A 21,949-nucleotide genomic window follows, 5' to 3' on the forward strand; every position below is an offset into this window, starting at 1 on the left:
ATGTTTTCCTGCAAACCTCCTTGGCCCGTTGCAATCCGCCGCGCGATAGTGTTGCTTGCGCGCAATATTCTTTCTTCCAGAGGTGCCTTATGCGCGTAGGTCTTTATCCCGGAACCTTTGATCCGGTCACGCTGGGCCATCTTGATATTGTGCGGCGGGCGGCATCGCTGGTAGACCGGCTGGTCATCGGCGTGGCGATCAATCGCGACAAAGGCCCGATGTTCACGCTGGAAGAACGCGTGGCCATGGTCGAAGCCGAATGTGTTCCGCTGGGCCGCGACGTTGGCTGTGAAATTATCGTGCATCCGTTCGAAAACCTGCTGATCACCTGCGCCCATGATGTGGGGGCCAATGTGATCATCCGTGGCCTGCGGGCTGTTGCGGATTTCGAATATGAATACCAGATGGTTGGCATGAACCGGATATTGGACGATTCGATTGAAACCGTGTTCCTGATGGCCGAGGCCGAACATCAGGCGATCGCGTCGAAACTGGTCAAGGAAATCGCGCGCTTGGGTGGTGATGTGTCGAAATTCGTCACCCCCGCTGTGAATGACGCCCTGATCGCGCGCCTGCGCGGCTAGGCGCACAAAAAAGCCGGCCCCGAAGGGGACCGGCTCTTTGTTACAAAAACGGTTTGATTACAAAAGCTTGCCCATTGCAACAGCCGTATCCGCCATGCGGTTGGAAAAGCCCCATTCGTTGTCATACCACGACAGGATCCGCACCATATTGCCATCGAGCACCTTGGTCTGGTCCAGATGGAAGATCGACGAATGCGGATCGTGGTTAAAATCTGAGCTGACCATCGGCAGCGCGGTATAGCCAAGGATACCTTTCAACGGGCCATCGGCGGCTGCGATGATCGCGTTGTTGATTTCCTCGGCAGTGGTCGCGCGTGATGCTTCGAATGTCAGATCGACCACCGACACATTCGGCGTCGGCACGCGGATCGCCACACCGTCCAGCTTGCCATTCAGTTCCGGCAGCACCAGCCCCACGGCCTTGGCCGCACCGGTCGAGGTCGGGATCATCGACAGGGCCGCAGCGCGCGCCCGGTACAGATCCTTGTGCATTGTGTCCAAGGTCGGCTGGTCGCCCGTGTAGCTGTGGATCGTGGTCATGAAACCTTTGGTGATCCCCACGGCATCGTTCAGCACCTTGGCGACCGGCGACAGGCAGTTCGTGGTGCAGGACGCGTTCGAGACGATAATATCATCCTTGGTCAGCGACTGGTGGTTCACGCCAAAGACGATTGTCTTGTCGGCATCAGTGCCGGGGGCGGAAATCAGGACGCGTTTTGCACCGGTGGACAGATGCGCCTGACACGATTGCTTGCTGGTGAAAATCCCCGTGCATTCCAGCACCACATCGACATCGCCCCATGGCAGGTCAGCCGGATTGCGGATCGCGGTCACGGCAATCGGGCCGCGGCCTGCGTCGATGCTGGTTTCGGTCGTCGTCACAGTGCCGGGGAACCGGCCATGCACCGAATCGAACCGCAGCAGATGCGCATTGGTTTCCACCGGCCCAAGGTCGTTGATCGCCACCACCGTGATATCGGTGCGACCGGATTCGATGATAGCGCGCAAGATGTTGCGGCCGATCCGGCCAAATCCGTTGATAGCTACTTTGACGGCCATGGTTGATCCTCCTTGGGGATGAATGTTGGCGCTAACATTGCGATTTATCGCAAAAGGTCAACTGCCGATCCCCATCCGGTCAGCGCCAAAAGGCGAGATATTCCGTCAAATCGACGAATTTACGCAAGCTGAAGGTGAAAGCCTGCCAATCGTTCGCCAGCCCGTCATAGGCCAGCGCCGCCCCGATCAGCACAAGAAGAAAAACCGCGATCCCATTCGTCATGCCACAGGTCTAGCAATGACTGCGCTTATTGCAAGCGCCCCATGGTTGCAGCGACATCGGCCATGCGCGCCGAAAAGCCCCATTCATTGTCATACCATGCCAGCACCCGCACCGTGCGCCCGCCGACGACTTTGGTCTGGTCGGGGGCAAAGATGCAGCTTTGTGTGGTGTGGTTGAAATCGATGCTGACCTTGGCTTCGTCATCATAGGCCAGGACCATGCCCATATACCCGCCTGCGGCCTCGGCCACGATAGCGTTGACTTCTGCGACGGTGACGGATTTGCCCGCCTCGAATGTCAGGTCCACGGCGCTGACATTGGGGGTGGGCACGCGCATCGCGGTGCCGTCAAGCTTGCCTGCCAGTTCGGGCAACACCTCGCCCAAGGCTTTGGCGGCACCCGTTGATGTCGGGATCATCGCCATTGCGGCAGCGCGCGCGCGATACAGATCGTCATGCCGGCGGTCCAATGTCGGCTGGTCGCCGGTATAGCTGTGGATCGTGGTCATGATGCCGCGTTCGATCCCGATGGCATCGTTCAAGACCTTGGCCAGCGGGGCAAGGCAATTGGTGGTGCAGGACCCGTTCGACACCAGCCGTTCGGTCGCCAGCAGGTCGCGGTGATTGACGCCGTAAACCACCGTGCGGTCTACGTTTGTGGCAGGCGCCGAGATCAGCACCTTGCGCGCGCCACGGTCCAGATGCACGGCAGCCTTGTGGCCGTCGTTGAACTTGCCGGTGCATTCGAGCACGACATCAACGCCGTCCCAATCCAGCGTGGCGGGGTCATAGCTTGACATCACGTCGATGGGGCCGCGCCCAAGGTCGAGCGTATTGCCTTTGACGCTCACCGGATGGCCGAACCTGCCATGCACGGAATCGTATTTCAGCAGATGCGCATTGGTGGCGATGGGACCGGTGGCGTTGATCTTGACGACCTGCACGTCATTGCGTCCCGCTTCGGTGATATGCGCCAATGTGCAGCGTCCGATGCGGCCAAACCCGTTGATCCCGATGGTGATTGTCATGTGGCACCCCTATGTCTGCATGCGTCGTGCAGATTGTATGCCGCGGTGTCCAGAAAAAAGTGACTTGTTGTCAGGGTGTTAACGGTAACAGACGGGTTTTTGTGCTGTTACCGCTAAATGTTTGCGCCAACATTCGGGCGGATGGGTAAGGTGGGTTTGAACCCACCTTACGCCGGTTTTACTTGATCAGCGATTTGACCTTGTCGGCCACGCCCTGCGCAGTGATGCCAAATTCCGCATACAGACGTTCCGCCGGCGCAGAGGCACCGAAGCCATGCATGCCGACGAAGCCGGACTTTTCACGCTTGCCACCCTCGCCAAACAGCCAGCGGTCCCAGCCGAACCGGATACCCGCCTCGACCGCGACACGCACGGGGCCTGCGGGCAGCACACGGCGGCGATAGCTGGCGTCCTGTTCCTCGAACAATTCCCAGCAAGGCATGGACACAACCCGTGTCCCGATGCCTTGGGCCTGCAACAGATCGCGCGCGGCCAGCGCGATTTCCACCTCGGACCCGGTGGCCATGATGATCGCCTGCCGCTTGCCATCCGCATCGGTGAGCACATAGCCACCCTGCGCGGTCAGGTTCTTGTTGGTGTGGGTCTTGCGCACCGTGGGCAGGTTCTGGCGCGACAGGGCCAGCACGCTTGGCGTGGTTTTGCTGGTCAGCGCGATTTCCCAGGCTTCGGCCGTTTCAATCGTATCGGCAGGGCGGAACACATGCATGTTCGGCGTGGCGCGCAGCATCGCCAGATGTTCGATAGGCTGGTGGGTCGGGCCATCTTCGCCCAGACCGATGCTGTCATGCGTCATCACATAGGTCACCGGCACGCCCATCAGCGCGGACAGGCGCATCGCGCCGCGGGCGTAATCGGTGAAACACATGAAGGTGCCGCCATAGGCGCGCGCCCCGCCATGCAGCGCCATGCCGTTCATCGCCGCAGCCATCCCATGTTCGCGGATACCGTAATAGATATACCGCCCCTTGCGGGTATCGGGATGGAACACGCCCAGATCACCGGTTTTGGTGTTGTTCGACCCTGTCAGATCGGCCGAACCACCGATGGTTTCCGGCATGATCGGGTTGATGACTTCCAGCGTCATTTCGGACGATTTGCGCGTCGCGACTGATGGCGCGCTTTCAGAGATCTGCTTTTTCAGCGCGCGGATCGTGGCGGATAGTTTCTTGGGCGCGTCACCGGCATAGGCACGGGTGAATTCGGCCTGTCTGGCAGCCGATAGCGCGGCAAAGCGGGCGTCCCAAGCGGCCCGGGTGGCCGCACCGCGCGCGCCGATGGCTTTCCATGCGTCCAGAACGTCATCGGCCACTTCAAACGCGCCCATCGGCGCGCCATAGGCGGTTTTTGCCGCAGCCAGCTGGTCGGCATTGGTCAAGGCACCATGGCCTTTGGACGTGTCCTGCGCCGCATGTCCCAGCGCGATATGGGTCTTGCACGCGATCATCGAGGGGCGCGGATCAGCCTTGGCCGCCACAATTGCCGCGTCGATGGCGACCGGATCATGCCCGTCGATTTCCTGCACATGCCAGCCCGATGCGGCAAAGCGCGCTGGCTGGTCGGTGATATCGGCGATATCGACAGTGCCGTCGATGGTGATGTTGTTGTTGTCCCAGAACACAACCAGATGACCCAGCTTTTGCATCCCAGCCAGACCGATCGCCTCTTGGCTCACACCTTCCATCAGGCAGCCGTCACCGGCGATCACATAGGTGTGGTGATCGACAATCTTGGCCCCCCAATGGGCGCGCTGGATTTCCTCGGCGATGGCGAAACCGACCGAATTGGCGATGCCCTGGCCCAGGGGGCCGGTGGTGGTTTCAATGCCGCGCGCATGGCCATATTCGGGGTGGCCTGCGGTTTTGGCACCCCATTGGCGGAAATCCTTGATCTGCTGAAGCGTGATATCCTCGTATCCGGTCAGATACATCAGCGCATAAAGTAACATCGACCCATGCCCTGCCGACAGAATGAACCGGTCGCGGTCGGGCCATGCAGGGGACTTTGGGTCGAATTTCAGATGGTTCTGGAACAGCACTGTTGCGACATCGGCCATGCCCATCGGCATGCCGGAATGGCCCGAATTGGCAGCCGCGACCGCATCAAGCGTCAGGGTGCGGATGGCGGTGGCCTTTTTCCAGTGATCGGGGTGCGCAGAACGCAGGGCGGCAATATCCAAGGGGGCAGTCCTTTAACCAAAGGGATTAAATTCTATGAACAGCGTCATAACAGGGTCGCCCCCAAGATCAAGCGCGACAGCTAACCTGTTCTGATCTATGCCGTCAGCGCGTTTGCCGCGCTGCGGTTGATCGCATAGGATTTGGAAATGCCGGAACGATTCGGGGTAAGCGCCGCTGACCGGGGTCGATACCGGGGTGAAGGTCTGGCCCTGATCGGGGCAATCGGGCGTCGCAGAATGTGAAAGGTCGGTCAATGAGTGATGTGCTGGAACTTGGTCATCGGATCACGGTGGCTTTGGACCGAATACGCCGCGGCATGGAGGCGCAGGACAAGGCTGATGCGGCGGAAAGCTCGCTTTTTGACGCCTTGCGGGCCGAGCAGGCGCAGACCGGCGCGCTGCGGGACCAGATCCAGCAATTGCAGGCTGCGCTAGAGACACAAGACGCGCAGGCCGCGCAGGCCGCGCTGGATGCTCAGATTGCAGATCAGGCAGCACTGCATGCAAAGGACGCGCAGGTCGCTGCGCTGACCGTGCGGTTGGAAACCCAAGCGGCCCAGTTGCAGACCATGGATGCGCATTTGCAGGGCTTGCGCGCCGCGACCCAGCAATTGCGCGATCTCAATGGCCAATTGCGCCAGGCGCTGACGGTGGGGCTTGCACCCGGCATGATCGACACGGCCCTGGCCGCCGAAATTGACGCCTTGCAGGCGCTGCGCGCCACCGATGCCGCCGAGATTGATATGATTTTGGCCGAACTCAAACCCCTGATCGAGGACGCCGCCCATGCCGCAGGTTGAAATTTTTATCGGCGGGCGCACGTTTGAAGTGGCCTGTCAGGAAGGCGAGGAACATTTCCTGCATTCCGCCGCCGCCATGCTGGACGCCGAAGCCGCGACACTGGCCGAACAGATCGGCCGTCTGCCCGAAGCGCGGATGCTGCTGATGGCGGGGCTGCTTTTGGCCGACAAGACCGCCGGTCTGGAAGACAAGCTGCGCGAGGCGCAGGTCGAAGCGGTGGCACTGCGCGCCAAGCTGGATGATGCCCAAGCGCAGCCAGCACCCGCGCCTCAAAGGATCGAAGTGCCTGTGGTGCCTGTCGATGTTGTGGACACATTGGCCGAACTGGCCGCCAGGGCCGAAGCCCTGGCAGATCAGGTCGATGCGAAACTGGCCTGATCAGGCGTTGGCTTCACGGATCTTTTCGGCGGCGTCCTTATCAAAGGACACGCCTTTTTCGGCAAACAGCGTGTCCAGCTCGCCCGAGAGGGTCATCTCGGTGATGATGTCGCAACCGCCGACGAATTCGCCCTTGACGTAAAGCTGCGGGATCGTTGGCCAGTCGGAAAAATCCTTGACGCCTTGGCGGATCTCTTCGTCGGCCAGCACGTTTACATCGGCGAAATCGACGTTCATGAAATTCAGCACCCCTGCGACGCGGCTGGAAAACCCGCATTGTGGCATGGATTTCGTGCCCTTCATGAACAATACCACATCATTCGATGTGATTGTTTCTTGGATTTGGTCTTTGGCAGTCATGTGGCGGTCCTTTGTCAGGTCGTGTTTCAATCGGGCGCCTTGGTGGTCAGTGCCAGCGCGTGCAATTCGCCTTGGCTGCCGTCCATCCGGCCTTTGAGCGCGGCATAGACCGCGCGTTGCTGCTGCACGCGGTTTAGGCCACGAAAGCTTTCGTCGATGACCTCTGCCGCGAAATGCGCGCCGTCATCGCCTTGTACGCTGATCCGGGCCTGCGGGAAGCTTTCGCGCAACAGCGTTTCGATCTCATGGGCGGTGATGGGCATCTGCGGTCCTTTTCGGGCGTGTCATGTACAAACTAGGTGTGATGCGGGCGGCAGGCAAGACGCTGCCTCCGGCGGGAGTATTTTGAGAAATAAGAAGCCATCAGGCCAGCGCTTTTTCAAAGCTGGTGCGATAGATCAAGGCAAGGTCGGCCAAGGGCGCGCTGTCGCTGCCAAAGGTGATCTGGTCGCCACCGGCCTTGCCCACGGTTGTGACCGGCACGCCGGCCTGACCTGCGGCGACCATCAGCGCCTCGGCCTGATCGAAATTGCAGCCGATCAGGTAACGCGCCTGATCCTCGCCGAATAGTGTCGGCGTGTCGCCAGCATCGAGCGTGATACCCACACCTGCGGATTCGGCCAGTTCAAACACCGCGAGCGCCAAGCCGCCGTCGCCCAGATCGGTACAGGCGGTGATCAGCGTGTGATTGGCGCGGATGAAATCGCCATGGCGCCGTTCTGCGTCCAGATCGACGGGCGGCGGCGGGCCTTCAGCGCGGTGATAGACCTCTGCCAGCAGGGCGGATTGGCCCAGATGGCCTGTGGTGTCGCCCACGACCAACAGCACATGGCCGTCGCGCAACTGGCCGCTGATGATCTGGTCGGGGTGGGTGATGATCCCCACGGCCCCGATGGTGGGGGTGGGCAGGATGCCCTTGCCGTCGGTTTCGTTATAAAGCGATACGTTGCCCGACACGATCGGCATGTCGAGTGCGGTGACCGCCGCCCCGATCCCCTGAATGGCGCCGACGAATTGCCCCATGATTTCGGGTTTTTCGGGATTGCCGAAATTCATATTGTCGGTGGTGGCCAGCGGTTTGGCCCCGACGGCGGTGAGGTTGCGATAGGCTTCGGCGACGGCTTGTTTGCCGCCTTCCACCGGGTCGGCCATCACATAGCGCGGCGTGACGTCAGAAGTGAAGGCCAGCGATTTATCCGTGCCATGCACCCGCACGATACCCGCGCCAAGGCCCGGTATCCGTGCGGTATCGCCCATGACCTGAGCGTCGTATTGTTCATAAACCCATTGCTTGGCCGCGTAATTGGGGCTGCTGATCAGGGCGCGCAGCCCATCAATCGGGTTCACGCCCACCACATCACCCAAAGGCGGCTGTGCCGGTGTTGGCACCCAGGGCCGGTCATATTCGGGGGCGGACCCGGACAGCGTGGCCAGCGGCAGATCGGCCATCACCACGCCTTTATGCACGACGATAAAGCGGTCCTCTGGGATGGTTTCGCCGACGATGGCGAAATCGAGATCCCATTTGACGAAAACGGCGCGCGCCTGCGATTCCAGTTCGGGGCGCAGGACCATCAGCATGCGTTCCTGGCTTTCCGACAGCATCATCTCATAGGCGGTCATGCCGGTTTCGCGCTGTGGCACGGCGTCAAGGTTCAGCCGGATGCCCAGCCCGCCTTTGTCGCCCATTTCCACGGCCGAACAGGTCAGGCCAGCCGCACCCATATCCTGAATGGAAATCACCGCACCTGTGGCCATCAGTTCCAATGTCGCTTCCATCAGGCGTTTTTCGGTGAACGGGTCACCAACCTGCACGGTGGGGCGCTTTTCCTCGATGCTGTCGTCGAATTCGGCCGATGCCATGGTCGCGCCGCCGACGCCGTCGCGCCCGGTTTTCGCGCCGAGATAAACGACGGGCATCCCTACACCGGAGGCTGCAGAATAGAAAATCTTGTCCGCATCGGCCAGACCGGCGGCAAAGGCGTTCACAAGGCAATTGCCGTTATAGGCGGCATGAAACCGCACCTCGCCGCCCACGGTCGGCACGCCAAAGGCATTGCCATAGCCACCGACGCCAGCGACGACACCATTGACCAGCTGGCGGGTTTTGGGATGGCTGGGTTCGCCAAAGGACAGCGCATTCATCGCCGCAATCGGGCGCGCGCCCATGGTGAACACATCGCGCAGAATACCGCCCACGCCAGTCGCGGCCCCCTGATAGGGTTCGATATAGCTGGGGTGGTTATGGCTTTCCATCTTGAACACCACGGCCTGACCATCGCCGATATCGACAACGCCCGCGTTTTCACCGGGGCCACAGATGACTTGCGGGCCGGTCGTCGGCAGGGTGCGCAGCCATTTTTTTGATGATTTATAGGAACAATGTTCGTTCCACATCGCCGAAAAGATGCCCAGTTCAGTAAAGCTTGGCGTGCGGCCGATAATGTCCAGAATGCGCTGATATTCGTCGGGCTTCAGCCCGTGGGCTGCGATGAGATCGGGCGTGATGGCTGGCTCTGTCATGATGTCCCCTTGGTGCTGCGCCTGTCATACAGAGGCAGGCCCATGGATTAAAGACGCAAAACGCAAGGATTGCGGTGCTGGCATGCGCTTTCCGGCGGGTGGCGGTGGGCCGCACCACCGCCCCGCAGGGCAAAAAAAAGCCGGGCACGAGGCCCGGCGAAGTCCAACAGGGAGGTGAGAGCGATGCGCAAGCGCGCATGATGCCCTCGACCGGACAGATAGGGTGCGTTTTTTGACCGTTCAAGAAAAAATGTCTGCCACATGCGCATTGCCGCTATGCGATTTTTGCATGGCTTGGTAGGGCGATCCCCCGCGCCGGGCCTTGCCTATTGCGGCGCGGCTTCGCGGATCTTGCGGCGGTGGGCAAAGATTTCTTCCTGCACGAAATCGCGGAATGCGGCGATCCGTTTGGATTGGCGCAATTCCTCGGGGTAGGCCAGGAATACGGGGACTTCGCCGCTTTCAAGATCGGGCAGGACGCGCACGAGATCGGGGAAATCCTCGGTGACGTAATCGGGCAGCACACCGATCCCGATATTGTTCAATACGCCCTGCAACACGCCAAAGTAATTATTGACGGTAAACAGGTGCTGGATGTCACTGGTCAGCAAATGCTGCACCAGCGTTGCCCCTGCCGCGACCTGGATTGAATTAAGACTTTGGCAGACCAGCCGGTGGTCCGACAGATCCAGCAGCGATTCTGGCGTGCCGTTCGTTTCCAGATAGGTGGGCGATGCATAAAGCCGCATCCTGACCGACATCAGCCGTTTGCGGATCAGATCGGCCTGTGACGGTTCTTTCATACGGATGGCGACATCGGCCTCGCGCATCGGCAGGTCGAGCACGCGTTCTTCCAGCATCAGGTCGATTTTCAGGTCAGGGTAGGCTTCGAATAATTTGGGCAGGCGCGGGGCCAGCCAAAGCGTGCCGAACCCCGTCGTTGTGGTCACGCGCAGATCACCAAAAACCTCTTCTTCGCTGTCGCGGATGCGGGCAGAGGCGGTTTCAAGGCGTTTGTTCATTGATTTGGTCGCGTCAAACAGCAATTCACCCTGTTCGGTCAGAATCAGACCGCGCGCGTGGCGGTGAAACAGGGTGGTGTTTAACGTTTCTTCCAAGGCGCGAATCTGCCGGCTGACGGCCGATTGCGACAGGTGCAGCGTGTCGCCCGCATGGGTCAGTGACCCTGCGTCCGCGACCGCGTGAAATATTCTTAGCTTGTCCCAGTCCATCCTGTGCTTTCGTTGCCGCTGCTGCCGTGGATGTATACTAATGATGCTGCGCCTGCAGCAAAAGGTTGTGCAGGCCATTTTTCGCGATTTTTTGCTTTGTAGGTCAGCAATTGTGACCTACGCTCTCGCTATGAGTGCTTGGGAGGGTGTCAGATGGGCCGTCATGAAATCACACTCGATGACCGTTATGATCTACACAAATCGCCGGTTTTGTTGAACGGTACGCAGGCTTTGGTCCGTTTGATGCTGATGCAAAAGGCGCGTGATACACGCGCAGGGTTGCACACGGCGGGCTATGTAACCGGCTATCGCGGGTCGCCCTTGGGGGCGGTGGATATGCAGATGGCGCGCGCGAAAAATGTGCTGGAACCCGCCGATATTACCTTTCAACCGGGGCTGAACGAGGATCTGGCCGCCACCGCGCTATGGGGCAGCCAGCAGGCCGAATTGCGCGGTGAAGGCAAGTTCGACGGTGTTTTCGGCCTGTGGTACGGCAAAGGCCCCGGCGTGGACCGGTCCGGCGATGTGATGCGACATGCCAATATGGCAGGCACATCGCCGCATGGTGGCGTCATCATGGCGATGGGCGATGACCATACTGGCGAAAGTTCCACCACTTTGCATCAATCCGACTGGGCGATGGTCGATGCCTATATGCCCATCGTGTCGCCTGCCGGGGTGCAAGAAATCCTTGATTATGGCCTCTATGCTTGGGCCTTGTCGCGCTATGCGGGTGTCTGGGTCGGGCTGAAGACGATGAAAGACACGGTCGAGGTCACATCGGTCGTCGATGCCGATCCTTTCCGTGCCGATTTTGTCACGCCCGACATGGCCTTGCCTGATGGCGGGTTGAACATCCGTCTGGTCGATACCCCGCAGCTGCAAGAGGCGCGGATGATCGACCACAAACGTTTCGCCGCCGAGGCGTTCAGCCGCGCCAACAAGATGGACCAGCGCAAATGGGGCAAGGCTGGTGCAAAGATTGGCTTTGTGGCGGCGGGCAAAAACTGGCTTGATCTGCAACATGCGCTGGCCTTGTTGAATATTTCCGAGGGCGACGCCGAACGTCTGGGCATCACCACATATAAAGTCGGGCAGGTCTGGCCGCTGGATATGGCGTCGTTCCATGACTGGGCGGCGGGGCTTGATCTGGTCATCGTGGTCGAGGAAAAGCGCAAGCTGATCGAAGTGCAGGTCAAAGAAGCCTTGTTCGACGACAGCCGCACCCGCGTTTACGGCTGGCACAAGGGGGACGAGCATTCCGAAGGGCGGCGCGAAGAGATTTTTCCGACCCGTGCAGCGCTTGACCCGATCTGGATCGCCGAAAAGATCGGCGGGATTTTGATAGAGGAAGGCTGCGGGTCGGACGGGATCAGCGCCGGCATGACCGCCTTGGCCGAGGCACGGCGCGCCGACAATGCGCCGGAACTGGCGGCACGTCTGCCTTATTTCTGTTCGGGCTGCCCGCATAATTCATCGACCAAGGTCCCCGAAGGGTCGCGCGCCTATGCCGGCATCGGCTGTCACTATATGGTGCAATGGATGGACCGTGACACGGTCGGGTTTACCCAGATGGGCGGCGAGGGCGCGAACTGGGTGGGTGAAGCCCCGTTTTCCACCCGTGACCATGTGTTCCAGAACCTTGGCGACGGCACCTATAACCATTCGGGCGTGCAGGCGATCCGCTTTGCGCTGATGGCGGGGACCAATATCACCTACAAGATTCTGTATAACGACGCGGTCGCCATGACCGGCGGGCAGGGCAATGATGGCGGGTTGACGCCTGACCAGATCTGCCGTGAATTGCAGGCGATGGGGGTGCGCAACATCGCACTTGTCCATGACGCGAAAGAGGATCTGGACCTGTCGGTGTTTCCTGCGGGACTGGACATCAACGAACGCGCTGATTTCGAAGCTGTGCAAAAGAAATTTAGCAAATACAAGGGTGTGTCTGCCATTGTTTATGTCCAGACCTGTGCCGCCGAAAAGCGCAGGCGGCGCAAGCGCGGCCAATTCCCCGACCCCGACAAGCGCGTGTTCATCAACACGGATATCTGCGAAGGCTGCGGCGATTGCGGGGTGCAATCCAACTGCGTCAGCATCGTGCCGGTCGAAACCGAACTGGGGCGCAAGCGCGCCATCGACCAATCGTCCTGCAACAAGGATTTTTCCTGCGTCAAAGGGTTCTGCCCGTCTTTCGTGACGATTGAAGGCGCGCAAATCCGCAAAGACGCCACCGCCGCCGTCGATCTGCCCGACATGCCTGATCCCGTTCTGCCTGCCATCCACGGCACGCATAACACCGTCATCACCGGCGTGGGTGGCACAGGCGTCGTGACCATCGGCGCGGTCATGGCGATGGCCGCGCATATCGACGGCAAGGGCGCAGGCATGATGGAAATGGCGGGGCTCGCGCAGAAAGGCGGGGCCGTGCATATCCATTGCCGCATCGCCGAAAAGCCGGGCGATATCAGCGCGATCCGCGTGGCGACCGGCGAATGCGACACGCTGATCGGTGGCGATCTGGTGGTGTCGGCGGGGGCGAAAACGCTGGGGCTGATGCGCGCGGGCCGCACGCGCGGCGTGGTTAACAGCCATGAGATCATCACCGGCGATTTCACCCGTGATACCGCATTCACACTGCCGACCGATGCATTGCGCCTGTCGCTACAGGCGCGGCTGGGCGAAAATGTGATGCTGTTCGACGCCTCTGATCTGGCTCGTGCGCTGCTGGGTGACAGCATCTATTCCAACATGATGATCTTTGGCGCGGTCTGGCAGATGGGGGCAATCCCCTTGACCCGTCAGGCGATCATCGACGCGATTGACCTGAACGGCGCTGCGGTCAAGCGCAACATCGCCGCCTTTGACTATGGCCGCTGGGCCTATCTGCATCCGGCGGATGCAGCGGCCATCCTTGCGCCGGATGTTGTGGTTTTACCGCAGACATTGGACGACAAGATCGCCTTTCGCATGACCCACCTGACCCAATACCAAAGCGCGCGATTGGCCCGACGCTATCGCACATTCGTGGACCAGTTTCGGGATGAACCGCTGCGCGAGGCTGTGGCGCTGGGTTATCACAAGCTGTTGTCCTATAAGGATGAATACGAGGTTGCGCGCCTTTTGACCCAGACCCGCGCCAAGGCTGCTGCCACATTCGACGGCGATCTGAAACTGACCTATCATCTGGCGCCGCCGATCATGTCCAAAACCGGCAGCGACGCACGGCCTGTGAAACGGGAATTTGGCGCGCGGATGGCCTGGGCCTTTCCCAAACTGGCGCAGTTCAAATTTCTGCGCGGCACATTGCTTGACCCATTCGGGCGCAACCCCGAACGGCGGATGGAACGCGCATTGATCGCGCAATACGAGGCGGATATGGCACAGGTTCTGCGCATCCTGCGCCCCGATACGCATGATGCCGCCGTGGCACTGGCGCGCCTGCCGCTGGATATCCGCGGCTTTGGCCCGGTCAAGGATGCAGCCGCGCGCAAAGCCGCCAAGCGCCGCGAGGAATTGCTGACCAGCCTACATGCGGCACCGATGCAGCAGGCGGCAGAATGATGGTCTGGGTTCACATTTTTGTCATGCAAGTGTTGCATGATCCTGCTAGTGCCGCGCGGGGTGCATGACGAGGGCATGAATGATGCGCAAGGATCGGCAGGTGGCGCGAGATATCACCTATGCCACATCGGCCAAGGGGCGGGGCGGGCGCGCCTTGATCCGCGTGATGGAAAACGCCACCGGACGGCTGCGCCTGATCAAAAAGGCGCGTGGCTATGACCGCGACGTCGCACAGGGGGCGGATTTCTGGCAGGTGATCACCGCGCGCTATGGCCTTGATTTGCAAATCGCGGGTGGATCGCTGGATGATATCCCCAGCTCTGGCCCGCTGATCGTGGTGTCCAACCATCCTTACGGTATTCTGGACGGGCTGATGATGGGGCTGATCCTGTCGCAGCGCCGTGGCGGCGATTTCAAGGTATTGGCGCACCGGATTTTCCGCGCCTCGCCCGATCTGGAAAAGGTGATCCTGCCGATTTCCTTTGATGAAACCAAAGAAGCCGCCAAGCTGAACCTTGAAACCCGCGCAGAGGCTGTCCGCTATCTGGCGGCAGGCGGGGCCATCGGGATTTTTCCGGGCGGGACAGTATCCACCTCGGCCAAGCCGTTTTCGCCGCCGATGGACCCCAGCTGGCGCAATTTCACCGCCAAGATGATCGCCAAATCCGATGCGGTGGTCGTGCCGATCTTTTTTGAAGGCCGCAACAGCCGCCTGTTCCAGCTGGCCAGCCATCTGCATGTGACCCTGCGGATGGGCCTGTTGATCCGCGAATTCAAAGCCCGCATCAACAAACCCGTGCGTGTGGTGATCGGCAAGCCTATTGCCGCCGATGCCTTGGCAGGGCTGAAAAAAGACCCCAAAGCATGCATGGATTTCCTGCGAAAAGCCACCTATGAGTTAAGTCTCGACCCGCTCGATCCGACCATGATCGGGCATGAATTCGAAGACAAATACAAGGTGCGCGATGGCCGTAGGGATATTCGATAGCGGATTGGGCGGTTTGACCGTGCTGGATGCGGTGGCCAAACGGCTGCCCGATGTCCCGCTGGTCTATCTGGGCGATAGCGCCCATGCGCCTTATGGCGTGCGCACGCCCGACGATATCTACAACCTGACCACCGCCGCCACCCAGCGGCTGTTCGATGCAGGCTGCGATCTTGTGATATTGGCCTGCAACACCGCCAGCGCCGCCGCCCTGCGCCGGATGCAAGAAAGCTGGGTGCCGCAGGGCAAACGCGTGCTGGGTGTGTTCGTGCCGCTGATCGAGGCGCTGACCGAACGGCAATGGGGCGACAATTCCCCCCCGCGCGAAGTGGCGATCAAGCATGTCGCCCTGTTCGCGACCCCCGCCACCGTATCCAGCCGCGCGTTTCAGCGTGAACTGGCGTTCCGCGCCATCGGCGTCGATGTCGAGGCGCAGGCCTGCGGCGGTGTCGTTGATGCGATCGAGGACGGCGATATGATTTTGGCCGAGGCACTGGTGCGCAGCCATGTTGATGCCTTGCGCCGCAAGATGCCGAACCCCGATGCCGCCGTGCTGGGCTGTACGCATTACCCGTTGATGGAAAAGGTGTTTCAAGACGCGCTGGGGCCTCAGGCCAAGGTGTTTTCACAGGCCAATCTGGTCGCCGAAAGTCTGGCCGATTACCTGAGCCGCCGCCCCGAAATGGTCGGCACCGGCCGCGACAGCGCCTTTCTGACCACCGGCGATCCGGCCCGTGTATCGGCGCGCGCCACGCAATTCCTGCGCCGCCAGATCACGTTTACCGCTGCATAAAAGGGGTCCGTCATGACCTATAACATCGCCATTCTGGGCGCGTCGGGCTATACCGGTGCCGAACTTGTCCGCCTGATCGCCACCCATCCGCATCTGCGGATTGCGGCCCTGTCCGCCGACCGCAAGGCCGGCCAGCAGATGGCCGATGTGTTCGCGCATCTGCGCCATCTGGACCTGCCCGCGCTGGTCAAGATGGAAGACATCGACTTTTCCGGCATTGATCTGGTGTTCGCCGCCTTGCCGCATAGGTTGTCGCAAGCCTTGGTCCGCGATCTGCCCCAAGCGGTGAAGGTTGTCGATCTGGGCGCCGATTTCCGGCTGCGCGATCCGGCGGATTACGAAAAATGGTATGGTGCGCCGCATGTTGCGCCCGAATTGCAGAAAACCGCTGTCTACGGGCTGACCGAGTTTTACCGCGACGAAATCAAATCCGCGCGGCTGGTGGCTGGCACGGGCTGCAACGCTGCCACCGTGCAATTTGCGCTGCGCCCGCTGATTGCGGGTGGGCTGATCGACCTTGATGACATCATTTGCGATCTGAAAAACGGGATTTCGGGGGCAGGGCGGTCGCTGAAGGAAAACATGCTGTTCACCGAACGCAGCACCGATGTGCTGGGTTATTCGCAAGGCGGCAAGCACCGGCACTTGGGCGAATTCGATCAGGAATTTTCGGCCCTTGCCGGACGAAAGGTCGAAATCCAGTTCACCCCGCATCTGGTGCCGATCAGCCGCGGTATTCTGGCCAGCTGTTATCTGCGCGGCGATGCGCAGGCGATTCATGCCGCCCTAAGCGTGGCCTATGCGGATGAACCGTTCATTCACGTCCTGCCGTTTGGCCAATGTCCCGGCACCGGCCATGTGATGGGGTCGAATTTCTGCCATATCGGTGTGACATCCGACCGCATATCAGGCCGTGCCCTTGTGGTGGCGACCCTCGACAACCTATGTAAAGGATCGTCAGGGCAGGCCGTGCAGAACGCCAACCTGATGTTGGGTCTGAATGAAACGGATGGTCTGATGCTCGTGCCGGTCTTCCCATGAGTGGTTTGAAAAACCTCAAGAAACGCCGCCGCGTGCAGGTGATTTCCATCGCGGGGGCCTGCGTGGCCTTTGTGCTGGTTTTGTTGTGGTTTCTGCCGTCAGACAGTTTCCAGTTCTTCCGCTCGCCATCTGAAGTGGCCGAAGCCACCCCCATGCCCAATGAACGGTTCCGCCTTGGTGGTCTGGTTGAAACAGGGACACTGGTGCGCGGGCAGGGGCAGGAAATCAGCTTTGCCGTCACCGATGGCGGCGCGTCGATCCCTGTCGTTTACGCCGGTATCCTGCCGGACCTGTTTTCCGAAGGCGAAGGCGTCGTGGCGCAGGGCAACATGATCAATGGCCGGTTCGAAGCCGTTGAAATCCTTGCCAAACATGATGAGACCTACATGCCGACAGAGGTGCTGGACGCGCTGAAGGCGCAAGGGGTCTATGTCGACCCGAACGGTGCCCGCATCACCAATTAACCTTGTCTTGATAGCCTGTCCTCGCAATCAGCAGAGGGCAGGATATGCAAAGCATCACCGATATCGCCGCCGAGATCGTCGCCCGCGAAGGCGGCTATGTGAACGACCCTGACGATCCGGGTGGGCCGACCAAATATGGCGTGACCATCCATACGATGCGCAGGCTGGGGCTGGACCTGACCGGCGATGGCACGATTGACGCGTCCGATGTGCAGCGGCTGGACCATACACAGGCCGTGACGATCTTTGTTGAACATTATTATCACCGCCCCCGCATCGACCGGCTGCCGCAGGTCATTCAGGCCAGCGTCTTTGACATGTATGTCAATGCGGGCGTCAATGCGGTGCGCATTCTGCAACGCTTGCTGGTCGATATGCGTCTCCCCGTTGCCGTCGATGGCGTGATCGGCCCGCAGACCATTACCGCCGCCAGCCGCGCGGCAGAGGCGGCGCCGGATCATCTGGCCGATGCTTACGGGATCGCGCGGCGCAATTATTATTATGATCTGGCAGATCGCCGCCCTGCCAGCCGCAAATATGCCCGCAGGCGCGATGGCGGCAAAGGCGGCTGGATCACACGGGCCGAGGAATTCATCTCATCTCACTATCACCTGACAGCCGCGCAGCATCAGCAAAGGACCGCGACATGGGCTTGATTTCTGGACTCATGGGGCTGCTATTTGGCAATAGCCGCAATGTCTTGGTGGACACCGCGCAGGTGTTCCGGCCTAATGCCGAACGCTCCGCGATACGCGACGCAGATGCCAAAAGCGAAAGCCTGCAACAATTCGCCGCCGAATTTGTCCATGCCCGCCAAGGGCTGTTTGACCGCGCGGTCGATGCGCTGAACCGGCTGCCGCGCCCGATGCTGGCGCTGGGGACGATCTGGCTGTTCGTGATGGCGATGCTGGACCCTGACGGGTTTGCCGCGGGCATGGCGGGTCTGGCGCTGGTGCCGGAACCTTTGTGGTGGTTGATGGGTGCGATTGTCAGCTTTTATTTTGGCGCGCGCCATCAGGCCAAGGAACAGGATTTCCAGCGCGTGCTGGCCGCCGCCGTCGTGGCGCGCCAGCCCGGCCCTGCGCCTGATGACACCAACCCCGCGCTGCGCGACTGGCAGGCCAGCCATGGAAACTAGCGTGCTGGACAGGTTCGAATCCCGTTTGCGCCAGCTGGAAACCCGCAATGCGGTGGATGCGGTCCACCGCGACAATGTGGCAACCCGCCTTGGCGCAATCGAGGATACGCTCAAATGGCTTGTGCGGCTGATCATCGGGGGGATGCTGATGGCCGCCGTCAGCTATGTCGTGCAGGGCGGTTTTACGCTTTAGCTGCGCCAATTTGTATCGCTGATGTGATGTCGGTCGTTGTTTCAACCGGACATCCAATAGGGTAATTAAAAACCATGTTAAATGAACTCGCGCATTTTGCCCTGATTCTGGCCTTTGGCGTTGCCATCGTCCAGATGATCATCCCTTTGATTGGCGCCGAGCGTGGCAATGTCGGCTGGATGAGCCTGGCCGAACCGGCGGCGACGATCCAGTTTTTGCTGACGGGCTTTGCCTTTGCCGCGTTGACATGGGCGTTTGTGGTGTCGGATTTCTCGCTTCAGCTGGTCTATCTGAATTCGCATACGGACAAACCGCTGATCTACAAGATCACCGGCGTTTGGGGCAATCACGAAGGATCAATGCTGCTGTGGGTGCTGATACTTGCGCTGTTCGGTGCCTGTGCTGGCTGGTTCGGCGGTAACCTTCCTATGCGTCTGCGGGCGCGGGTGCTGGCGGTGCAGGGCGCGATCAGTGTGGCTTTCCTAGCCTTCGTGATCTTTACTTCGAACCCGTTCACGCGGCTGGAATTCCCCCCGTTGAACGGGCGTGATCTGAACCCGTTGTTGCAAGACCCCGGTTTGGCGTTTCATCCGCCATTTTTGTATCTGGGCTATGTCGGGCTGAGCATGGCGTTTTCCTTTGCCGTCGCCGCGCTGATCGAAGGGCGGGTTGATGCCGCTTGGGGGCGCTGGGTGCGGCCTTGGACATTGGCTGCATGGATGTTTCTGACCGTGGGGATCGCGCTTGGGTCCTGGTGGGCCTATTACGAATTGGGCTGGGGCGGGTTCTGGTTTTGGGACCCTGTCGAAAACGCAAGTTTGATGCCCTGGCTGATCTCTGCGGCTTTGCTCCACTCGGCCATCGTGGTCGAAAAGCGTGAGGCGTTGAAAAGCTGGACGATCCTGCTGGCGATTCTGGCTTTCGGATTTTCGCTGCTGGGTGCGTTCATCGTCCGATCAGGGGTTCTGATCTCGGTCCATGCCTTTGCCGTGGACCCGGAACGCGGCGTTCTGTTGCTGATCATTTTGGGAATCTTTCTGGGCGGGTCGCTAACGCTGTTCGCATTCCGCGCCTCGGCCATGCAGTCCAAGGGCGTGTTTTCGACGGTCAGCCGCGAAAGCGCGCTGGTGCTGAACAATATCTTGCTGGCTGTCAGCTGTTTTGTCGTCTTCATCGGGACGATGTGGCCGCTGGTGGCGGAGATGCTGTTTGACCGGACATTGTCGGTCGGGCCGCCATTCTTTGACGCGGCTTTCACGCCTTTCATGGTCGGGTTGGCGATCGCCTTGCCGCTGGGATCAATGCTGGCATGGAAACGCGGCACGCTGGACCGGATGTCCAAGGCGATGGTGGGCTGGTTGGCGCTGGCGGTGGCGCTGGCCGCACTGGCCTATGCGGTGCAAAGCGGCGGGTCCGCGCTGGGGCCTGTGGGTGTGGCTCTGGGTGTCTGGGTTGTGGGCGGTGCGCTGGCTGATCTGTGGCTGCGCGCAGGCCGCGATGATCTGCGCACAAGGCTGCGGCGCATCCGTAACCTGCCACGCGCCGATTGGGGCAAGGCCACGGCACATATCGGCATGGGCGTGACCGTCTTTGGCGTCGCCGCGATGCTGGCTTGGCAAAAAGAGGATATCCGCATCGCTGATATCGGTGACCGCTGGGATATGGGCGCATTCCAGGTACAGCTTGATGCCGTGAACCAGATTGAAGGGCCAAATTACGTCACCACGATGGCTGATATGTCCATCTGGCGCGGAGATCGTGAATTATACACGTTGCAGCCTGAAAAGCGGTTCTATCCCGTGGCCAACATGCCCACGACCGAAGCCGCGATCAGCAACGGGATCATCCGCGATGTCTATGTCGTGGTCGGTGATCCGCAGGTAAATGGCGGCTGGGCCGTGCGCACCTATGACAAACCCTTTGCCAATTGGATTTGGGGTGGCTGTATGCTGATGGCGCTTGGCGGCCTGTTGTCGCTGTCGGACAGACGGTTGCGGGTTGGTGCAGCGGCGCCCAAACCAGAGCGTCCAGGCGCGGTGCCGGCAGAATGATCCGGCTGATTGCGATATTCTTGTTGGTCGCATCAGCGGCTTTTGCCGTGCAACCCGATGAAGTGCTGGACGATCCGGTCCTGGAAAAGCGCGCGCGCGACCTGTCGCAGGGCCTGCGCTGCCCGGTCTGCCGGAACGAAAGCATCGACGAATCCAATGCTGAATTATCGCGCGAATTGCGTATCCTGCTGCGCGAACGGCTGGTCGATGGCGATAGCGATGAACAGGCGGTGGATTTTCTCGTCGCCCGTTACGGTGAATTTGTGCTGCTGCGCCCCGATACCAGCGGCGTGAATGTGGTGCTGTGGTATGCCGCGCCCGTCATGCTGCTGATCGCGCTTGGCATCGGCTGGTCGGTGATCCGCCGCCCCGCCGTCGCCCCTCCAGAGCTGAGCGACGCCGAAAAAGCTGAATTGCAAAAGATATTACGCTCCTGACGTGATGTTGTCCTTTCCTGAACCGCCTTGTTCAGTAATGTGGGGGTGATTTGAGCAACAAGGACCGCATTATGGATTATCAGGCCGTCACACTTACCATCCGCGATGCGGTTGCAACGCTGATGCTGAACCGGCCAACGGTGATGAATGCGCTGAACACGCAGATGCGCGCCGAAATCGCCCATGCCGTCAAAGCCGCCGAAAAAGACGCGCGTGTGCTGGTGATGACCGGTGCGGGCAAGGCGTTTTGTTCGGGGCAGGATCTGGGCGATGGCGGGTCTGCTGCGTCGATCGACCTCGAACGCACATTGCGCGACGAATATGTGCCGATGCTCAAGGCGATCTTTGACTGTCGTATCCCGACCATTGCTGCGGTCAACGGGGCTGCGGCGGGGGCAGGGGCCAATCTTGCGCTGGCCTGCGACGTGGTGATCGCCGCCGATTCTGCGTATTTCGTGCAGGCCTTTACCCGCATCGGCCTGATCCCCGATGCAGGCGGCACCTATTGGCTGCCACGGCAGGTGGGCGCGGCCAAGGCGATGGGGGCCGCCCTGTTCGCCGACAAGATCAGCGCGCAGCAGGCCAGCGACTGGGGCATGATCTATGAGGTCGTATCCGATGCCGGTTTCGCGGATCACATCGCTGCACGCGCGGCCCATCTGGCGCAGGGGCCGACCGTGGCCTACCGGCAGCTGAAAAAAGCGATTCGTGGCTCGTTTGAAAACACGCTCGACGATCAACTGGCGCTCGAGGCGCGGCTGCAAGGGCGCTGCGGGCAGACCCGTGATTTTCAGGAAGGCGTTGTGGCTTTCCTCGAAAAGCGCAAGCCGGTCTATGAAGGGCGCTGAACCACAACCCCGTGAAAATAAAAGGCCGCCCCGAGGGGCGGCCTTTTT

At 60.4% G+C, this 21,949-nt stretch carries 22 protein-coding genes; 14 read left to right on the plus strand and 8 right to left on the minus strand.

Annotation, left to right across the window (positions count from 1 at the left end; genetic code table 11):
• Nucleotides 1-89: 89 nt before the first annotated feature.
• Nucleotides 90-584, plus strand: coding sequence for a pantetheine-phosphate adenylyltransferase (gene coaD, locus SKA53_RS02820; protein WP_007204533.1), 495 nt, complete (start codon nucleotides 90-92; stop codon nucleotides 582-584).
• 57 nt (nucleotides 585-641) lie between these two features.
• On the opposite strand, the gene gap (SKA53_RS02825) is transcribed toward coaD, so the two are convergent.
• From gap (SKA53_RS02825) to tkt, 4 genes are all read right to left on the minus strand, one after another.
• Complete coding sequence (gene gap / locus SKA53_RS02825; RefSeq protein ID WP_007204534.1) at nucleotides 642-1,643, minus strand: type I glyceraldehyde-3-phosphate dehydrogenase; 1,002 nt, start codon at nucleotides 1,641-1,643, stop codon at nucleotides 642-644.
• 79 nt (nucleotides 1,644-1,722) lie between these two features.
• Entirely contained in the window at nucleotides 1,723-1,866 is a 144-nt protein-coding gene (locus tag SKA53_RS15485; protein WP_007204535.1) for a hypothetical protein, read from the minus strand.
• A 25-nt stretch (nucleotides 1,867-1,891) separates the two neighbouring features.
• Nucleotides 1,892-2,893, minus strand: coding sequence for a type I glyceraldehyde-3-phosphate dehydrogenase (gene gap, locus SKA53_RS02830; protein ID WP_007204536.1), 1,002 nt, complete (start codon nucleotides 2,891-2,893; stop codon nucleotides 1,892-1,894).
• Nucleotides 2,894-3,071: 178 nt separating this feature from the next.
• Nucleotides 3,072-5,090, minus strand: coding sequence for a transketolase (tkt, locus tag SKA53_RS02835; RefSeq protein ID WP_007204537.1), 2,019 nt, complete (start codon nucleotides 5,088-5,090; stop codon nucleotides 3,072-3,074).
• Nucleotides 5,091-5,344: 254 nt separating this feature from the next.
• Here tkt and SKA53_RS02845 point away from each other — a divergent pair, with 254 nt between their 5' ends.
• Together SKA53_RS02845 and zapA are read left to right on the plus strand one after the other, a co-directional pair.
• Nucleotides 5,345-5,890, plus strand: coding sequence for a hypothetical protein (locus tag SKA53_RS02845; protein ID WP_007204539.1), 546 nt, complete (start codon nucleotides 5,345-5,347; stop codon nucleotides 5,888-5,890).
• A complete protein-coding gene (gene zapA, locus SKA53_RS02850; protein WP_007204540.1) occupies nucleotides 5,877-6,269 on the plus strand; it encodes a cell division protein ZapA in 393 nt (130 codons plus the stop codon). Before SKA53_RS02845 ends, zapA begins: the two co-directional genes overlap by 14 nt.
• On the opposite strand, the gene grxD is transcribed toward zapA, so the two are convergent.
• The 4 genes from grxD to SKA53_RS02875 all read right to left on the minus strand — a co-directional run bounded on the left by grxD (nucleotide 6,270) and on the right by SKA53_RS02875 (nucleotide 10,384).
• On the minus strand, nucleotides 6,270-6,629 hold the full coding sequence (gene grxD / locus SKA53_RS02855) for a Grx4 family monothiol glutaredoxin (protein ID WP_040482767.1): 360 nt from the start codon (nucleotides 6,627-6,629) through the stop codon (nucleotides 6,270-6,272).
• A gap of 26 nt (nucleotides 6,630-6,655) precedes the next feature.
• The gene (locus tag SKA53_RS02860) at nucleotides 6,656-6,892 is read right to left on the minus strand and encodes a BolA/IbaG family iron-sulfur metabolism protein (protein WP_007204542.1); all 237 of its coding nucleotides are present in this window, start codon (nucleotides 6,890-6,892) and stop codon (nucleotides 6,656-6,658) included.
• A 100-nt stretch (nucleotides 6,893-6,992) separates the two neighbouring features.
• On the minus strand, nucleotides 6,993-9,152 hold the full coding sequence (gene purL / locus SKA53_RS02865; RefSeq protein ID WP_007204543.1) for a phosphoribosylformylglycinamidine synthase subunit PurL: 2,160 nt from the start codon (nucleotides 9,150-9,152) through the stop codon (nucleotides 6,993-6,995).
• 326 nt (nucleotides 9,153-9,478) lie between these two features.
• Nucleotides 9,479-10,384, minus strand: coding sequence for a LysR family transcriptional regulator (locus SKA53_RS02875; RefSeq protein ID WP_007204544.1), 906 nt, complete (start codon nucleotides 10,382-10,384; stop codon nucleotides 9,479-9,481).
• Nucleotides 10,385-10,537: 153 nt separating this feature from the next.
• On the opposite strand from SKA53_RS02875, the gene SKA53_RS02880 reads away from it, so the two are divergent.
• The 11 genes from SKA53_RS02880 to SKA53_RS02930 all read left to right on the plus strand — a co-directional run bounded on the left by SKA53_RS02880 (nucleotide 10,538) and on the right by SKA53_RS02930 (nucleotide 21,901).
• Nucleotides 10,538-13,951 (plus strand): indolepyruvate ferredoxin oxidoreductase family protein, encoded by a 3,414-nt coding sequence (locus SKA53_RS02880; protein ID WP_007204545.1) that lies wholly within the window; start codon nucleotides 10,538-10,540, stop codon nucleotides 13,949-13,951.
• 82 nt (nucleotides 13,952-14,033) lie between these two features.
• A complete protein-coding gene (locus SKA53_RS02885; RefSeq protein WP_040483091.1) occupies nucleotides 14,034-14,939 on the plus strand; it encodes a lysophospholipid acyltransferase family protein in 906 nt (301 codons plus the stop codon).
• Nucleotides 14,917-15,729: a glutamate racemase gene (locus SKA53_RS02890; protein WP_007204547.1), complete on the plus strand. Its 813-nt coding sequence runs from the start codon at nucleotides 14,917-14,919 to the stop codon at nucleotides 15,727-15,729. The genes SKA53_RS02885 and SKA53_RS02890 overlap by 23 nt, the downstream gene beginning before the upstream one ends.
• A 12-nt stretch (nucleotides 15,730-15,741) precedes the next feature.
• A complete protein-coding gene (gene argC / locus SKA53_RS02895) occupies nucleotides 15,742-16,770 on the plus strand; it encodes an N-acetyl-gamma-glutamyl-phosphate reductase (protein WP_007204548.1) in 1,029 nt (342 codons plus the stop codon).
• A complete protein-coding gene (gene ccmE, locus SKA53_RS02900) occupies nucleotides 16,767-17,234 on the plus strand; it encodes a cytochrome c maturation protein CcmE (RefSeq protein ID WP_007204549.1) in 468 nt (155 codons plus the stop codon). The genes argC and ccmE overlap by 4 nt, the downstream gene beginning before the upstream one ends.
• A 44-nt stretch (nucleotides 17,235-17,278) precedes the next feature.
• Nucleotides 17,279-17,890: a holin-associated N-acetylmuramidase gene (locus tag SKA53_RS02905; protein ID WP_007204550.1), complete on the plus strand. Its 612-nt coding sequence runs from the start codon at nucleotides 17,279-17,281 to the stop codon at nucleotides 17,888-17,890.
• Nucleotides 17,881-18,372, plus strand: a complete 492-nt coding sequence (locus SKA53_RS02910) for a holin family protein (protein ID WP_040482769.1) — start codon at nucleotides 17,881-17,883, stop codon at nucleotides 18,370-18,372. Before SKA53_RS02905 ends, SKA53_RS02910 begins: the two co-directional genes overlap by 10 nt.
• Complete coding sequence (locus SKA53_RS02915) at nucleotides 18,362-18,565, plus strand: hemolysin XhlA family protein (protein ID WP_007204552.1); 204 nt, start codon at nucleotides 18,362-18,364, stop codon at nucleotides 18,563-18,565. Before SKA53_RS02910 ends, SKA53_RS02915 begins: the two co-directional genes overlap by 11 nt.
• Nucleotides 18,566-18,639: 74 nt before the next feature.
• Nucleotides 18,640-20,616: a heme lyase CcmF/NrfE family subunit gene (locus SKA53_RS02920; RefSeq protein WP_007204553.1), complete on the plus strand. Its 1,977-nt coding sequence runs from the start codon at nucleotides 18,640-18,642 to the stop codon at nucleotides 20,614-20,616.
• Entirely contained in the window at nucleotides 20,613-21,053 is a 441-nt protein-coding gene (locus SKA53_RS02925) for a cytochrome c-type biogenesis protein (protein ID WP_007204554.1), read from the plus strand. The genes SKA53_RS02920 and SKA53_RS02925 overlap by 4 nt, the downstream gene beginning before the upstream one ends.
• 71 nt (nucleotides 21,054-21,124) lie before the next feature.
• Complete coding sequence (locus SKA53_RS02930) at nucleotides 21,125-21,901, plus strand: enoyl-CoA hydratase-related protein (protein ID WP_040482770.1); 777 nt, start codon at nucleotides 21,125-21,127, stop codon at nucleotides 21,899-21,901.
• The last annotated feature ends 48 nt before the right edge of the window (nucleotides 21,902-21,949 follow it).

Source organism: Yoonia vestfoldensis SKA53 (assembly GCF_000152785.1).
GTDB lineage: Bacteria > Pseudomonadota > Alphaproteobacteria > Rhodobacterales > Rhodobacteraceae > Yoonia > Yoonia vestfoldensis_A.

Excerpts from the sequence above, each read along its gene's own strand:
- coaD (WP_007204533.1), top strand. The coding sequence starts at position 90 with ATGCGCGTAGGTCTTTATCCCGGAACCTTTGATCCGGTCACGCTGGGC.
- gap (WP_007204534.1), bottom strand. The coding sequence starts at position 1,643 with ATGGCCGTCAAAGTAGCTATCAACGGATTTGGCCGGATCGGCCGCAAC.
- SKA53_RS15485 (WP_007204535.1), bottom strand. The coding sequence starts at position 1,866 with ATGACGAATGGGATCGCGGTTTTTCTTCTTGTGCTGATCGGGGCGGCG.
- gap (WP_007204536.1), bottom strand. The coding sequence starts at position 2,893 with ATGACAATCACCATCGGGATCAACGGGTTTGGCCGCATCGGACGCTGC.
- SKA53_RS02845 (WP_007204539.1), top strand. The coding sequence starts at position 5,345 with ATGAGTGATGTGCTGGAACTTGGTCATCGGATCACGGTGGCTTTGGAC.
- zapA (WP_007204540.1), top strand. The coding sequence starts at position 5,877 with ATGCCGCAGGTTGAAATTTTTATCGGCGGGCGCACGTTTGAAGTGGCC.
- grxD (WP_040482767.1), bottom strand. The coding sequence starts at position 6,629 with ATGACTGCCAAAGACCAAATCCAAGAAACAATCACATCGAATGATGTG.
- SKA53_RS02860 (WP_007204542.1), bottom strand. The coding sequence starts at position 6,892 with ATGCCCATCACCGCCCATGAGATCGAAACGCTGTTGCGCGAAAGCTTC.
- purL (WP_007204543.1), bottom strand. The coding sequence starts at position 9,152 with ATGACAGAGCCAGCCATCACGCCCGATCTCATCGCAGCCCACGGGCTG.
- SKA53_RS02875 (WP_007204544.1), bottom strand. The coding sequence starts at position 10,384 with ATGGACTGGGACAAGCTAAGAATATTTCACGCGGTCGCGGACGCAGGG.
- SKA53_RS02880 (WP_007204545.1), top strand. The coding sequence starts at position 10,538 with ATGGGCCGTCATGAAATCACACTCGATGACCGTTATGATCTACACAAA.
- SKA53_RS02885 (WP_040483091.1), top strand. The coding sequence starts at position 14,034 with ATGCGCAAGGATCGGCAGGTGGCGCGAGATATCACCTATGCCACATCG.
- SKA53_RS02890 (WP_007204547.1), top strand. The coding sequence starts at position 14,917 with ATGGCCGTAGGGATATTCGATAGCGGATTGGGCGGTTTGACCGTGCTG.
- argC (WP_007204548.1), top strand. The coding sequence starts at position 15,742 with ATGACCTATAACATCGCCATTCTGGGCGCGTCGGGCTATACCGGTGCC.
- ccmE (WP_007204549.1), top strand. The coding sequence starts at position 16,767 with ATGAGTGGTTTGAAAAACCTCAAGAAACGCCGCCGCGTGCAGGTGATT.
- SKA53_RS02905 (WP_007204550.1), top strand. The coding sequence starts at position 17,279 with ATGCAAAGCATCACCGATATCGCCGCCGAGATCGTCGCCCGCGAAGGC.
- SKA53_RS02910 (WP_040482769.1), top strand. The coding sequence starts at position 17,881 with ATGGGCTTGATTTCTGGACTCATGGGGCTGCTATTTGGCAATAGCCGC.
- SKA53_RS02915 (WP_007204552.1), top strand. The coding sequence starts at position 18,362 with ATGGAAACTAGCGTGCTGGACAGGTTCGAATCCCGTTTGCGCCAGCTG.
- SKA53_RS02920 (WP_007204553.1), top strand. The coding sequence starts at position 18,640 with ATGTTAAATGAACTCGCGCATTTTGCCCTGATTCTGGCCTTTGGCGTT.
- SKA53_RS02925 (WP_007204554.1), top strand. The coding sequence starts at position 20,613 with ATGATCCGGCTGATTGCGATATTCTTGTTGGTCGCATCAGCGGCTTTT.
- SKA53_RS02930 (WP_040482770.1), top strand. The coding sequence starts at position 21,125 with ATGGATTATCAGGCCGTCACACTTACCATCCGCGATGCGGTTGCAACG.